The organism is Microbacterium album, assembly GCF_014643695.1.
GTDB lineage: Bacteria > Actinomycetota > Actinomycetes > Actinomycetales > Microbacteriaceae > Microbacterium > Microbacterium album.
On the sequence record NZ_BMJY01000010.1, the window covers coordinates 17908 to 31194 of the forward strand.

Below are 13287 nucleotides of genomic sequence, written 5' to 3' on the forward strand. Positions count from 1 at the left end.
CTCAGGCGAGGGCGACCGTGCCCGTGTACACGAGCACCGCCGGGCCGGAGAGGGCGACGTGCTCGCCGTCCTCGGCCGGGAACATCCGCACGCCCAGCGTGCCGCCCGGCACATCCACGCGCCAGTGGTCGGGTGCCTGCGCACCCGCCCAGTGCCGCACGGCGAGCGCCGTGGCGGCCACGCCGGTGCCGCAGCTGAGCGTCTCGCCGACGCCGCGCTCGAACACCCGCATGCGCACGCGCCCGACGCCGTCCTTCACGAGCGGCTCGCGGGGGACGACGAACTCGACGTTCGCGCCGTTCGCGGGCTCGGGGTCGATCGCCGGCCTGCCGCCCAGGTCGAGCTCGTCGAGCTCGGCGTCGGAGGCGATCGCCACCACGACGTGCGGATTGCCCACGTCGATGCCCAGCCCGGGGCGCGACACACTGAGCCCCCGTGCGCGGACCAGCGGCTCGCCGGGCTCGATGCGCCAGCGTCCCAGGTCCACCTGATAGCCGCTCTCGCTGCGCATCACGTCGCGCACGCCCGCCCGCGTCCCGACCGGGAGCGTCGATCCGGCCGGAATCGCCGCCAGGCCCGCCTCGAGAAGGTAGTGCACGAACACGCGCACGCCGTTGCCACACATCTCCGCCTTCGAGCCGTCGGCGTTCCGGTAGTCCATGAACCACTCGGCCTCGGGCTCCTCCTCGAGCGCGGCCGCGCCCTCGGCGATCCGTGCCGAGCGCACGACCCGCAGGAGACCGTCGGCGCCCACGCCGAAGCGGCGGTCGCACAGCGCCGCGACCTGGGCATCGGAAAGGTCGAGTTCGCCCTCGGGGTCGGCGACGATCACGAAGTCGTTGCCCGTCCCGTGGCCCTTGGTGAAGGCGATCTCGGTCATCGCCCCAGTCTATTGCGCGCACCGACGCCGCGCCCCGGCGCGGGTGGCGCGCGCAGTCGCTAACGTTGCCTGCGGTGATGCACGCAGAAGCGCCCTGGGCGGGGCACGACCGGGGTGAGCTCGGCTATCGACGCCTCCTGCTGGCGCTGTTCGCCGCCGGTTTCGCCACGTTCGGCCAGGTGTTCACGGTGCAGGCCGTCCTCCCGGACCTCTCGGAGGCGTTCGGGCTGTCCCCCGCCGACGCGTCCCTCAGCCTCTCGGTGGCGACCCTCGGCATGGCGCTGTCGGTGCTCCCGTGGGCTTCGATCGCCGACCGGATCGGCCGGGTCAACGCGATCAAGTGGTCGCTCGCGATCTCGGCCGTGCTCGGGATCGTGGGCCCGCTGATGCCCACCTTCGAGGCCTTCCTCGTCGCCCGCGGTGCCATGGGCGTCGCCCTCGGCGCGGTGCCGGCGGTGGCCATGGCGTATCTCGCGGAGGAGGTCAGCGCCCGGCACGTCGCCGGCGCCGCAGCGGTCTACGTCGCCGGCAACACCGTCGGGGGCGTGATCGGACGCGTGGGGGCCGCGACGGGGGCGGACATCGGCGGTTGGCACGTGGGCCTGCTCGTGGTGGCGGCGATCACGGCCGCCCTGTCGGCGCTGTTCTTCGTGCTCGTCCCCGCGCCGCGCGGGTACTCACCGCGCCGCACGAGCGCCGCCGAGACGCTGCGCGCGATCCGCTTCCACCTGCGCGACCCACTGACCCTGTCGCTGTATCTCATCGGCTTCCTGAACATGGGCGGCTTCGCCGGGCTGTACAACTACGTCGCCTACCGCGTCACCGCGCCGCCGTTCTCGCTCCCGACCTCCCTCGCCGGCCTGCTCTTCGTGATCTATCTGCTGGGGACGGCATCCGCACGGGTCTCGGCGCTGCTGTCGGTTCGCCGCGGCGTCGTGCCCACCATGCTGCTCGGCTTCGCACTCGAGGTCGCCGGCGCGCTGCTGACGCTACTGCCCTCGCTGCCCGCGACGGTCGCGGGGCTCGCCCTGTTCACGATCGGATGCTTCCTGGTGCACCCGCTCGCGAGCGGCCAGTCGGGAGCGCGAGCGCAGTTCGGGCGGGCCCAGTCCTCCGCCCTGTTCCAGCTGTCGTGGCTCGTCGGGACCGGAGTGCTGGGCTGGGTCATCGGGACGGTCCTGCACGAGGCCGGCTGGGCGGGCGCGGTGGCGGTCTTCGTCGCGATCTCGATCGCCGCGGCGTCCGTCGCCTGGGTCGGGCTGGGCGTGCTCGCCCGGCGTCGTCCCACCCCACCCCCAGGGCGTTGACTAGCGTTCGTCCCGTTTACTAGGGCGGGGAGCGCTAGTAAACCGCACCGCCGCTAGTCAACGCTTCGGGTGGGATGTGCGGCGTCGGTCGCCGAGCGGGTGGGATGTGCCGCGTCAGTCCAGGAGCGCGGCCACGGACGAGGCGGAGGGCGAGCCTGCCTCGAGCCAGTGCACGCCCGGGTATCGCCGGAACCAGGACACCTGTCGGCGCGCGTAACGCCGCGTGAGGGCCTGGGTCTCCGCGATCGCCTTCTCCTGCGTCAGCGCGCCGGCGAGCTGCGCCAGCGCCTGCGCGTAGCCGATGGCGCGGCGCGCCGTGCTCCCGCGCTCGAGGCCGCGCTCCCGCAGCCGCGCGGTCTCCTCGAGCATCCCCTCGGCCCACATGCGCTCGACACGGCGATCGAGGCGCTCCACGAGCGCCTCCCGCTCCATGCGCAGGCCGACGATCGTCGCCTCGCGCCATGGGACGGGCTTCTCGGGAAGCGCGGCGCCGTGCGTGCTCTCCCCCTGGGCGATGACCTCGAGCGCGCGCACGATCCGGCGCCCGTTCCGGGGGTCCACGCGCGCGGCCGTCTCGGGGTCCTGGGCACGCAGCCGGTCGTAGAGCACTCCCGCACCGCTCCGCGCGAGCTCCGCCTCGAGTTCGGCGCGCAGCGCCTGATCGCGCGGCGGGAAGCGGAAGTCGAACAGCACGCTCGACACGTACAGCCCCGAACCGCCGACGAGGATCGCGTGACGTCCACGGCCGTGGATGACCTCGATCGCCGCGCGCGCATCGCGCTGATACCGCGCGACGGCGGCCTCCTCCGTCACATCGAGCACGTCCAGCAGGTGATGCGGGATGCCGCGGCGCGCGTCGACCGGCAGCTTCGCGGTACCGATGTCCATGCCGCGGTACAGCTGCATCGCATCGGCGTTGACGATCTCCGCCTCTCTGCCGTGCTCCGCCAGCGCCTCGGCCAGGTCGAGCGACAGGTCGCTCTTCCCCGTGCCCGTGGCGCCGACGATGGCGAACAGGCGCGACACGGCGCCCGCGTCGGGGGACGAAGCGGGCGTCACACGCCCGTACGAAGCGTCGGCAGGCCGAGCTTCACGGGGCCGGCCGGGGTGCCGGCGGAGCCGTCTGAGGGCACGCCGCAGGACTCGGCCTGCGAGCGGTCCCAGGCGTCGCCCGCGCGCGTGCGGCGGATGCGCAGCGGGGCTCCGTCGAGCGAGTCGGCGAGCAGGTGGGACGGCGCCGCGTGCGTCACGCGCACCGTGACCACGTCGCCCGGGCGCGGCACGGGCGATCCCTCCGGCACCTCGAAGTGGACGAGCCGGTTGTCCTCGGCACGTCCCGTGAGACGACGGGTCGCGGCGTCCTTCTTGCCCTCCCCCGTCGAGACCAGCAGATGCACCTCGCGACCGAGCTGCTTCTCGTTCTCCTCGAGCGTGATGCGCTGCTGAAGGGCGATCAGGCGGTCGTAGCGCTCCTGCACGACCTCCTTCGGCACCTGGTTCGGCATCGTGGCGGCGGGCGTGCCCTCGCGGATCGAGTACTGGAACGTGAACGCGCTCGCGAACCGGGCCTGCTCCACCACCCGCAGGGTGTCCTCGAAGTCCTCGTCGGTCTCGCCGGGGAAGCCGACGATGATGTCGGTCGAGATCGCGGCGTGCGGGATGCGCTCGCGGACGCGGTCGAGGATCCCCAGGAACTTGGCACTGCGGTACGAACGGCGCATCGCCCGCAGGATCGTGTCGCTGCCCGACTGCAGTGGCATGTGCAGCTGCGGCATGACGGCCGGCGTCTCTGCCATCGCGTCGATGACGTCGTCCGTGAACGCCGCGGGGTGCGGGCTCGTGAAGCGGATCCGCTCCAGGCCGTCGATCTCGCCGGCCGCGCGCAGAAGCTTGCCGAACGCCTGCCGGTCACCGAACTCCACGCCGTACGAGTTGACGTTCTGCCCGAGCAGCGTGACCTCGATCGCGCCGTCGTCGACGAGCAGGCGGATCTCGTTCAGGATGTCGCCGGGGCGCCGGTCCTTCTCCTTGCCGCGGAGACTGGGCACGATGCAGAACGTGCACGTGTTGTTGCAGCCGACGGAGATCGAGACCCAGCCGCTGTAGACCGAGTCGCGCTTGGTGGGCAGCGTCGAGGGGAAGGTCTCGAGCGACTCGAGGATCTCCAGCTCCGCCTCGCCGTTGTGGCGCGCGCGCTCCAACAGGCTCGGCAGTGACCCCATGTTGTGAGTGCCGAAGACGACGTCGACCCAGGGAGCCTTCTGCTGGACGGCCTCCTTGTCCATCTGCGCGAGGCACCCGCCGACGGCGATCTGCATACCGGCGCGCTTGTCCTTGCGCGACTTGAGGTGCCCGAGCGTGCCGTACAGCTTACCGGCGGCGTTCTCACGCACGGCGCACGTGTTGATGATGACGACGTCCGGTTCCATATCGCCGGTCGCGCGGACGTAGCCCGCGCTCTCGAGGGATCCGGAGAGCCGCTCGGAGTCGTGCACGTTCATCTGGCAGCCGAAGGTGCGCACCTCGTACGAGCGCGGGCGACCGTCTGCCGTGAGAGCGGCGGGCGAGGGCTCGATGAGCGTGGGGGCGCTGGATGGCGTAGTCATGGCGTGCTCATTCTACGTTCGCCGTCCTGACCGAGGCTCGGCAGAGCGTCACATCGCGCGCGCGGCGCGCCCGGGAGCCGTCAGTCGAAGCGGACGGAGCCGCGGGGGCGACGTGCCTCCGACAGCGCGGTCCGCGCGGCGGACATGGCCAGCCCGCCGCCGAATCCGCGGCGGGCCAGCTGCCCGGCGAGGCGCCGCAGGGCCGTGTCGTCGTCGAAGCGCAGGAGCTGCGGCGCCTTGGTCCGCGCGTAGTCGAGCGCCCGTTCGAGGTCGTCGTCCGGCAGCTCCGCGAGCGCGTCGTCGATCACGGCGCGGTCCACGCCTCGCGCGGCGAGCATCTGTGCGATCGCGCGCCGGCCCTGCTTCTTGCGCTCGACGCCTGCGCGCACCAACTGCGCCGCCAGCGCGACGTCGTCCAGGGCGCCGAGCCGCGTGAGGCGGTCGACGATCTCGTCCACCGCCTCGGCGTCCAGGTCTGCCTGGCGCAGCGCGGCGCGCGCCTCGGACACCGACAGCGAACGACGGCGCAGGCTCTTGATCAGGCGCTCCTCCGCCTCGGCGCGCGCCTCGTCCGGTGCCGGCGCGCCCGCGTGCTCGTCGTCCTCCTCCGGCAGCTCGACGAAGCGCACCCCGCCCGAGCGCTTCACCTGCAGGGGCGCGACCGGCCGGGGCCTGCGATCCTCGGCCCGCGAGCCCAGGTCGCGCCACGTGGTGTGCCAGTTCTGCGCCGCCGCGGACGTGCCGTCGGAATCCTCGGCACCGCGGGTCGCCCCCGGCTCGTCACCCGCCGGATCGCGATCGACGGGCTCGCCCCCGAAGAGGGGGATGACGGGGGCGATCCGCTCCTCCTCGCTCACGCGGTGCGGCGCGCCGTCACGTCGGCGGTCGCGGTCTCGGCCGGTGCGGCACCGGCGGCGCGCTGACCCACCCCGAGCTTCTCCTTGATCCGGTTCTCGATCTCGAGCGCCACGTCGACGTTCTCGATCAGGAAGTTGCGGGCGTTCTCCTTGCCCTGGCCGAGCTGGTCGCCGTCGTACGTGTACCAGCTGCCGGACTTCTTGACGATGCCGTGCTCGACGCCGAAGTCGATCAGGCTGCCCTCACGCGAGATGCCCGTGCCGTACAGGATGTCGAACTCCGCCTGCTTGAAGGGCGGCGCCATCTTGTTCTTGACGACCTTGACGCGCGTGCGGTTTCCGACCGCCTCCGCCCCGTCCTTGAGCGTCTCGATGCGACGGATGTCGAGGCGCACCGAGGCATAGAACTTCAGCGCCTTACCGCCTGCGGTGGTCTCGGGAGAGCCGAAGAACACGCCGATCTTCTCGCGCAGCTGGTTGATGAAGATCGCCGTCGTCTTGGTCTGGTTGAGCCCACCCGTGAGCTTTCGCAGCGCCTGGGACATCAGTCGCGCCTGGAGGCCGACATGCGAGTCGCCCATCTCGCCCTCGATCTCGGCGCGCGGCACGAGCGCGGCGACCGAGTCGATCACCACGAGGTCGATCGCGCCGGAACGGATCAGCATGTCGGCGATCTCGAGCGCCTGCTCACCCGTGTCGGGCTGCGATACGAGGAGCTGGTCGATGTCGACGCCGAGCTTCTTCGCGTACTCGGGGTCGAGCGCGTGCTCGGCGTCCACGAACGCCGCGATGCCTCCGGCGCGCTGCACGTTGGCGATCGCGTGCAGCGTGAGGGTCGTCTTACCCGATGACTCCGGGCCGTAGATCTCGATGATGCGTCCGCGGGGCAGCCCGCCCACGCCGAGCGCGACGTCGAGCGCGATGGACCCCGTGGGGATCACCTCGACGGGCGCGCGCTCGTCGCTGCCCAGCCGCATGACCGAGCCCTTCCCGAACTGCTTGTCGATCTGGGCGAGCGCCGCGTCGAGGGCCTTCTCGCGATCGGCTGCTGCTGGCATGGCCTGCTCCTTCTGCTCCGTGTGTCCGCCGCCTGTAGGCTGCCGCGACCCGACCGGTGGCCGGATCTGCGACAAGGCGCGTGGCTCATGTGCCGTCTGCAACGCTACGGAGGGCCACCGACATTGCGGCCGGCAGCGCCCCCACGGGGAGCAGATGGGCGGCATGCACCACCTGTGGACGAGACTACGCCGCCTTCGAACGGATCTTCGATGACACGCCGCGGCGCGTCGCGCGGTCGATCAGCGGCGAGGTTCGAGGCGCCCCGCGCCGTGGCGACGCGACATCGGCACGTCCATCTCGTCGCACAGCGCCAGCCAGATCTCGCGCGGCGGGACGCCAGACTCGAGCGCCTCGGACGGCGTCCGCTCCAGCCCGGGCAGCACCAGGTCGCTCAGCAGCGATGACGCGCGCGCACCGAACTCGTCCTCGACCGCGCGCAGGAACTCGCTGCGCCTCATCCGATGCTCAGCGCAACGATAGCTCGGGCCCGACCTCGGCCATGAGGTCGTCGGGCACCACGTCGGGGAACGGCTGCACGCCCTCGAGCACCGCAATGCGGTCGCCCACCTCGCGCATGATCGAGGAGATCGGAACGTCGAGGGCCTCAGCCACGGAGGCGAGGATCTCGCTCGACGCCTCCTTCTGCCCGCGTTCCACCTCGCTGAGGTATCCGAGCGCGACGCTCGCCTTGCTGGCGACCTGACGGAGGGTCTGGCCCTTCTGCTGACGCATGTCTCGCAGGACATCGCCGATCTCTTGACGAACCAGGATCATCGCGGCCCCCTCCTCACTACCTACCCCAACCGGGTGCACAACAGTACAACACCGATGAAGCCAATCTAATCCCGTAGACGCGGGGATGCCCAGGAATCCCTCAAGATTCACACGCCGGTAACGGGGTGTGCCCCCGGAACGCTCAGCGCATCGGCGACGGCCTGCAGCGCATGCGTCGCAGCGCCGCGCCGGATGGCGTCCCGGTCGCCCGGGAGGACGAAGGACGATGTCGTCGCGGTCTCCGGGGTGAGCACCGCGACGTGGACGGTGCCCACGGGCTGCCCGTCGGGCGAGTCCGGGCCCGCGATCCCGGTGGTCGACACGCCCACGTCCGCCGGGCATCCGTCCACGGTCATCGCGGCGCGCACGCCCGCGGCCATCTGTCGCGCGACCTCGGGATGCACAGCGCCCTGGGCCGCGAGGAGGCCCGCGTCCACACCGAGCAGCGTCCGCTTGACGGCCGAGTCGTACGCGACGACGCCCCCGCGCAGGCTCGCGGACGCCCCGGGGACGGTGACGAGGGACGATACGACGAGACCGCCCGTGAGCGACTCCGCGACCGCGATCGTCCATCCCCGCCGTCGGAGCAGCTCGAGGACACGTGCGGGCCCGATGTCGCTCATCGGACGGTCGCTCACCGGACCTCGCTCATCGGGCGGAACGCGCTCCGCGCACCTGGGCGGCGACGTAGTCGATGCCGCTCGCGACCGTGAGCAGGAGCACCGCCCACATCAGCACGGACGTGACCGTCGCCCAGGCGTCCACACCGATCACGGTGTGGAGCGGCAGCAGCGCCCACGAGAGGGCCACCCCCTGCACGACCGTCTTGGCCTTGCCCATCCACGCCGCGGCGACCACGTGCTGCTTCGCGACGATCAGGCGGTGAACGGTGATGCCCCACTCGCGGACGAGGATGATCGCGACCATCCACCACCACAGCTCACCGAGGATCGCCAGTCCGACGAACGCGGCACCCGTGAGCAGCTTGTCGGCGATCGGGTCCCACAGCTTGCCGAAGTCGCTCACGATGTCGTAGCGCCGGGCGAGGTAGCCGTCCACCCAGTCCGTGGAGATCGCGAGGATGAACAGCGCCGCCGCAGCCCACCGCATCCCGAGGCGCGGATCGCCGAGCGAGCCGGCCGCGAGCAGCAGGACGAAGAACACGATCGCCAGCGGGATGCGGGCGATCGTGATCGCGTTCGGGAGCTGCCGTGGGATGCCCATGTCAGTCGCGTCCGGTGAGCTGCCAGGCGTCCTCGTCGCCCTCGTCATCGTGCACGGGGCGGCCCTGGAACTGCGCCTCGATGGGGTCGGAGCCATACCGGTCGTCGTCAGCCTCGTCGGCGTCCGGTGCGGCGACGGACGCCGGCGGCTCCTCGCCCTTGATGCGCGCGAGCACCTCGGGCAGCTGCTCGGGTGTGACCAGCACGTCGCGGGCCTTGGAGCCCTCCGAGGGTCCGACGACCTCGCGGGACTCGAGCAGGTCCATCAGTCGGCCGGCCTTGGCGAACCCAACGCGCAGCTTGCGCTGCAGCATCGACGTCGATCCGAACTGGCTCGTCACGACGAGCTCGGCCGCGGCGAGCAGCACCTCGAGATCGTCGCCGATGTCCTCGTCGATCTCCTTCTTCTTCCCGTCGACCGCCTCTGCGACGTCCGAGCGGTACTCCGGACGCGCCTGGCCGGTGACGTGGCGGACGACGCGGTCGATCTCCTCCTCGGTGACCCACGCGCCCTGCACACGCAGCGCCTTCGACGAGCCCATCGGGGAGAACAGCGCGTCGCCCTGACCGATGAGCTTGTCGGCCCCGCCCTCGTCGAGGATGACGCGGCTGTCGGTCACGCTCGTCACCGCGAACGCCAGGCGGGAGGGCACGTTGGCCTTGATGAGGCCCGTGACGACGTTGACGGAGGGGCGCTGGGTGGCGAGCACCAGGTGGATGCCCGCGGCACGGGCCAGCTGCGTGATGCGGACGATCGAGTCCTCGACGTCGCGCGGAGCGACCATCATCAGGTCCGCGAGCTCGTCGACGACCACCAGCAGGTACGGGTACGGCTTGAGTACGCGCTCACTGCCCGCCGGCACCTCCACCTCGCCGCGCTGGAGGGCGGCGTTGAAGTCGTCCACGTGGCGGAAGCCGAACGACGCGAGGTCGTCGTACCGCATGTCCATCTCCTTCACGACCCACTGCAGCGCCTCGGCCGCCTTCTTGGGGTTCGTGATGATGGGCGTGATCAGGTGCGGGACGCCCGCGTAGCTGGTGAGCTCGACGCGCTTCGGGTCGATCAGCACCATGCGCACCTCGCTGGGCTTGGCGCGCATGAGCAGGCTCGTGATCATCGAGTTGATGAAGCTCGACTTTCCGGAGCCCGTCGAGCCCGCCACGAGCAGGTGGGGCATCTTCGCGAGGTTCGCGACGACGAACCCGCCACCGACGTCCTTGCCCACGCCGATCGTGAGGGGGTGGGTCGACTTCTGCGCCGCGGCGGAACGCAGCACGTCTCCGAGCGCGACGGTCTCGCGGTCGGCGTTGGGGATCTCGATGCCGATCGCGCTCTTGCCGGGGATCGGGGCGAGGATGCGGACGTCGTTGGACGCGACGGCGTACGAGATGTTGCTCTGGAGCTGCGTGATCCGCTCGACGCGGACGCCCGGAGCCAGCTCGATCTCGTACTGCGTGACGGTCGGCCCTCGGGAGAAGCCCGTGACCTTCGCGTCGACCTTGAACTCCGCGAGCACGCGCGTCAGCTGCTCCACCACGCGGTCGTTGGCCTCGCTGCGCGCCACCGACGGCGGGCCGGAGGCCAGGGACGAAGGCGACGGCAGCACGTACGGGGCCGCCGGTGGCTGCGGTCCGCGCGCGCCGGGTCCGTCGGTGCCGAAACCCGTCAGCCCCGGGAGCTCGCCCGTGTCGGCGTCGTCGTCGCCCACCAGCGCCGTCGAGCCGCGCTCGGCGAGCCCACCCGTGACGGCGCTGACGGAGCTGAGCACCTCGGTCGCGGATTCGCCCGGATCCGGCTCGGCATCGACGACGTACGCCTGGTCGTAACCGCCCTCCGCGGGCGCGGACAGCAGCTCGGTGAGGTCGTCGGGCGAGGACGCGACGTCTGGATCCTCCTCGCGGCCGGACTTGTTGCGGCGCCACCACGGGACGCTCGCCTCCGCCCCGTCGGAGCTCGCGTCGTCCTCGCCCAGCACGCGCGTCGGCGCGGTCTCGCCCCCCGCGGGGGTCTCCGGACGCTCGGCTCCGAACATCCACGCGTACAGGTCGCCCAGCCGCTGCCCGATGCGGTTCGGCGGCGTCTTGGTGATGATCAGCACGCTCAGCGCGGCGAGCACGGACAGCACCACGTAGGCGCCGATCTCGGTGATGACGAGCGCGAGCGGCTCGCCGAGCAGCCAGCCGGACACGCCGCCCGCCTGGCTGAGCGCCGGCATGCCGTCCGCCGGCGCGGGCCGGCCCCCCGCGACGTGGCAGAACCCGGCCACCGTGACCGTGAGCAGGGCGAACCCGATGCCGATGCGCCCGTTGTCGTGCACGGAGGAGGGGTGCCGGAACAGCCACCCGGCCAGCAGCAGCAGCGCGACCGGGAAGATGAACGCCGTGCGGCCGATCAGCATGCCGAACGTGTAGGCGCTGATGTTCGAGGCGATCTCGTTGCCGATGAAGAACCACTCGGTGACCGCCCCCGCGATCGCGAGGAGCACGAGCAGGAGCGGGAAGCCGTCTCGGCGCTGGTCCTTCTCGAGCGTCTCGGGTCCGAACGCGCGGAAGAGACCGCCGACGGCGTGGCCGAGGCCGTTCCAGGCGCGCACCGCGATCGGCGGCCGGTCCTCTGAGAAGTACGGCTGGGGGGCCGGATCGGCCTTCTTGCGCGCACGCGAGCCGTTCGCGGCCTCACCCTTGGAGGCGCGGCTGCTCGTGCCGGAGCTCTTGGTGGACGTGCGGGCCATGCCTCCACGGTACGCGCGGCTGCCGACATCGCGTGGAGCGACGCCGGGGATCGATCGGATCCCCGGCGTCGGCGCGCAGCGCCTGTCGGTGCCGCTGCTCAGGCCTCGATGACGAGCGGGACGATCATGGGGCGGCGGCGCAGCGACTGGTTCACCCAGCGGCCGATCGTGCGGCGCACGACCTGCGACAGCGCGTGGTTGTCCCGGACACCCTGCTGCGCGGCCTCGGTGAGCGCCTTGGCGATCTTGGGCTTGACGGCCTCGAAGACCGCGTCGTCCTCCGCGATGCCACGGGCGTGGATCTCCGGCCCCGTGATGATCCGGCCCGTGGCGGCGTCCACGACCACGATGACCGACACGAAGCCCTCCTCGCCGAGCACGCGGCGATCCTTGAGGTCGGCGTCGGTGATCTCGCCCACGGTGGAACCGTCGACGTAGACGAAGCCCAGGTCGATCTGGCCGGCGACGCGCGCGACGCCGTCCCTGAGGTCGACCACCGTGCCGTTCTCGCCGAGGATCGTGCGCGCCTCGGGGATGCCCGTGTCCTGCGCGAGCTTCGCGTTCGCCATCAGGTGGCGGTACTCGCCGTGCACCGGCAGCACGTTGCGGGGCTTGAGGATGTTGTAGCAGTAGAGCAGCTCCCCCGCGGCGGCGTGCCCCGACACGTGGACGCGGGCGTTGGCCTTGTGCACGACGTTCGCGCCGAGCTTGGTGAGCCCGTCGATCACGCGGTAGACCGCGTTCTCGTTCCCGGGGATCAGGCTGGAGGCGAGGATGACCGTGTCGCCCTCGCCGGGCTCGATCGCGTGGTCGAGGTTCGCCATGCGGCTGAGGACCGCCATGGGCTCACCCTGCGATCCGGTCGACATGTAGACGATGCGGTCGTCCGGCAGGTCGCGCGCCTTCTTGTAGTCGATCAGCACGTTCGCCGGGACGTTCAGGTATCCGAGCTCGGCCGCGATCGTCATGTTTCGCACCATGCTGCGTCCCAGGAGCGCGACCCGCCGGCCGTTCGCCGCGGCGGCGTCGAGCACCTGCTGGACGCGGTGGACGTGGCTCGAGAAGCTCGCGACGATCACGCGACCGGGCGTCTTCGAGATCACCTGGTCGATGACCGGCCCGATCGCCCGCTCGGTGGGCGTGAAGCCCGGCACGTCCGCGTTCGTGGAATCGGGCAGGAACAGGTCGACGCCCTCCTCCCCCAGCCGGGCGAAGGCCCGCAGGTCCGTGATGCGCCCGTCGAGCGGCAGCTGGTCCATCTTGAAGTCGCCCGTGTGCAGCACGAGTCCTGCGGGCGTGCGGATCGCGACCGCGAGCGCGTCCGGGATGGAGTGGTTGACCGCGACGAACTCGAGCTCGAACGGCCCGAGCGGCATCCGCTGCCCCTCCTTGACGACCGTCGAGGTGGCCTTGACCCGGTGCTCCTTCAGCTTCGCCTCGGTGAGCGCCAGCGTCAGCGCGGAGCCGATGATCGGGACGTCCTGGCGCAGCTTGAGCAGGTACGGCACGGCCCCGATGTGGTCCTCGTGGCCGTGCGTCAGGACGACGCCGAGCACGTCGCCCAGGCGACCCTTGATCGGCTCGAAGTCGGGCAGGATCAGATCGACGCCGGGCTGGTGCTCCTCGGGGAACAACACCCCGCAGTCGACGATGAGGAGCTTGCCGTCGAACTCGTAGACCGTCATGTTGCGGCCGACCTCGCCGAGGCCTCCCAGGGGGGTGACGCGCAGGGTGCCCTGTTCGAGAGCGGGGGGATCGTAGACCGGAGAGGACATCGTCCGCCTTTCGCGGGTGCCGCGGCCGGGCGCCCGGGATCCGTCCGGGCGCCTCGTGGGCACCGAGTTCGTTG

General features: G+C 71.4%; 12 protein-coding genes. 1 reads left to right on the forward strand and 11 read right to left on the reverse strand.

Features of this window, described 5'->3' with window-relative positions:
- Position 1: 1 nt before the first annotated feature.
- On the reverse strand, positions 2-880 hold the full coding sequence (gene dapF, locus IEX37_RS11250) for a diaminopimelate epimerase (protein WP_188756370.1): 879 nt from the start codon (positions 878-880) through the stop codon (positions 2-4).
- A 77-nt stretch (positions 881-957) separates the two neighbouring features.
- On the opposite strand from dapF, the gene IEX37_RS11255 reads away from it, so the two are divergent.
- Positions 958-2187: an MFS transporter gene (locus IEX37_RS11255; protein ID WP_188756371.1), complete on the forward strand. Its 1230-nt coding sequence runs from the start codon at positions 958-960 to the stop codon at positions 2185-2187.
- Between the two features lie 114 nt (positions 2188-2301).
- On the opposite strand, the gene miaA is transcribed toward IEX37_RS11255, so the two are convergent.
- The 10 genes from miaA to IEX37_RS11305 all read right to left on the reverse strand — a co-directional run bounded on the left by miaA (position 2302) and on the right by IEX37_RS11305 (position 13213).
- On the reverse strand, positions 2302-3246 hold the full coding sequence (gene miaA, locus IEX37_RS11260) for a tRNA (adenosine(37)-N6)-dimethylallyltransferase MiaA (protein ID WP_188756372.1): 945 nt from the start codon (positions 3244-3246) through the stop codon (positions 2302-2304).
- Entirely contained in the window at positions 3243-4793 is a 1551-nt protein-coding gene (gene miaB, locus IEX37_RS11265) for a tRNA (N6-isopentenyl adenosine(37)-C2)-methylthiotransferase MiaB (RefSeq protein ID WP_188756373.1), read from the reverse strand. The genes miaA and miaB overlap by 4 nt, the downstream gene beginning before the upstream one ends.
- An 80-nt stretch (positions 4794-4873) precedes the next feature.
- On the reverse strand, positions 4874-5650 hold the full coding sequence (locus IEX37_RS11270) for a regulatory protein RecX (RefSeq protein WP_188756374.1): 777 nt from the start codon (positions 5648-5650) through the stop codon (positions 4874-4876).
- Entirely contained in the window at positions 5647-6708 is a 1062-nt protein-coding gene (gene recA, locus IEX37_RS11275) for a recombinase RecA (RefSeq protein ID WP_188756375.1), read from the reverse strand. Before recA ends, IEX37_RS11270 begins: the two co-directional genes overlap by 4 nt.
- A 240-nt stretch (positions 6709-6948) precedes the next feature.
- Complete coding sequence (locus IEX37_RS11280; RefSeq protein ID WP_188756376.1) at positions 6949-7167, reverse strand: DUF3046 domain-containing protein; 219 nt, start codon at positions 7165-7167, stop codon at positions 6949-6951.
- Positions 7168-7174: 7 nt separating this feature from the next.
- The gene (locus IEX37_RS11285) at positions 7175-7483 is read right to left on the reverse strand and encodes a helix-turn-helix domain-containing protein (protein WP_188756377.1); all 309 of its coding nucleotides are present in this window, start codon (positions 7481-7483) and stop codon (positions 7175-7177) included.
- Positions 7484-7590: 107 nt separating this feature from the next.
- Positions 7591-8106 carry a CinA family protein gene (locus tag IEX37_RS11290; RefSeq protein ID WP_188756378.1) on the reverse strand — a complete coding sequence of 172 codons (516 nt, stop codon included), beginning with the start codon at positions 8104-8106 and terminating at the stop codon, positions 7591-7593.
- Positions 8107-8131: 25 nt separating this feature from the next.
- A complete protein-coding gene (gene pgsA / locus IEX37_RS11295) occupies positions 8132-8707 on the reverse strand; it encodes a CDP-diacylglycerol--glycerol-3-phosphate 3-phosphatidyltransferase (RefSeq protein ID WP_188756379.1) in 576 nt (191 codons plus the stop codon).
- A gap of 1 nt (position 8708) precedes the next feature.
- Positions 8709-11438: an FtsK/SpoIIIE family DNA translocase gene (locus IEX37_RS11300; RefSeq protein WP_188756380.1), complete on the reverse strand. Its 2730-nt coding sequence runs from the start codon at positions 11436-11438 to the stop codon at positions 8709-8711.
- A gap of 98 nt (positions 11439-11536) precedes the next feature.
- Entirely contained in the window at positions 11537-13213 is a 1677-nt protein-coding gene (locus IEX37_RS11305) for a ribonuclease J (protein ID WP_188756381.1), read from the reverse strand.
- Between the last annotated feature and the right edge of the window lie 74 nt (positions 13214-13287).

Excerpts from the sequence above, each read along its gene's own strand:
- dapF (WP_188756370.1), bottom strand. The coding sequence starts at position 880 with ATGACCGAGATCGCCTTCACCAAGGGCCACGGGACGGGCAACGACTTC.
- recA (WP_188756375.1), bottom strand. The coding sequence starts at position 6,708 with ATGCCAGCAGCAGCCGATCGCGAGAAGGCCCTCGACGCGGCGCTCGCC.
- pgsA (WP_188756379.1), bottom strand. The coding sequence starts at position 8,707 with ATGGGCATCCCACGGCAGCTCCCGAACGCGATCACGATCGCCCGCATC.
- miaB (WP_188756373.1), bottom strand. The coding sequence starts at position 4,793 with ATGACTACGCCATCCAGCGCCCCCACGCTCATCGAGCCCTCGCCCGCC.
- IEX37_RS11290 (WP_188756378.1), bottom strand. The coding sequence starts at position 8,106 with ATGAGCGACATCGGGCCCGCACGTGTCCTCGAGCTGCTCCGACGGCGG.
- IEX37_RS11300 (WP_188756380.1), bottom strand. The coding sequence starts at position 11,438 with ATGGCCCGCACGTCCACCAAGAGCTCCGGCACGAGCAGCCGCGCCTCC.
- IEX37_RS11305 (WP_188756381.1), bottom strand. The coding sequence starts at position 13,213 with ATGTCCTCTCCGGTCTACGATCCCCCCGCTCTCGAACAGGGCACCCTG.
- IEX37_RS11255 (WP_188756371.1), top strand. The coding sequence starts at position 958 with ATGCACGCAGAAGCGCCCTGGGCGGGGCACGACCGGGGTGAGCTCGGC.
- IEX37_RS11285 (WP_188756377.1), bottom strand. The coding sequence starts at position 7,483 with ATGATCCTGGTTCGTCAAGAGATCGGCGATGTCCTGCGAGACATGCGT.
- IEX37_RS11280 (WP_188756376.1), bottom strand. The coding sequence starts at position 7,167 with ATGAGGCGCAGCGAGTTCCTGCGCGCGGTCGAGGACGAGTTCGGTGCG.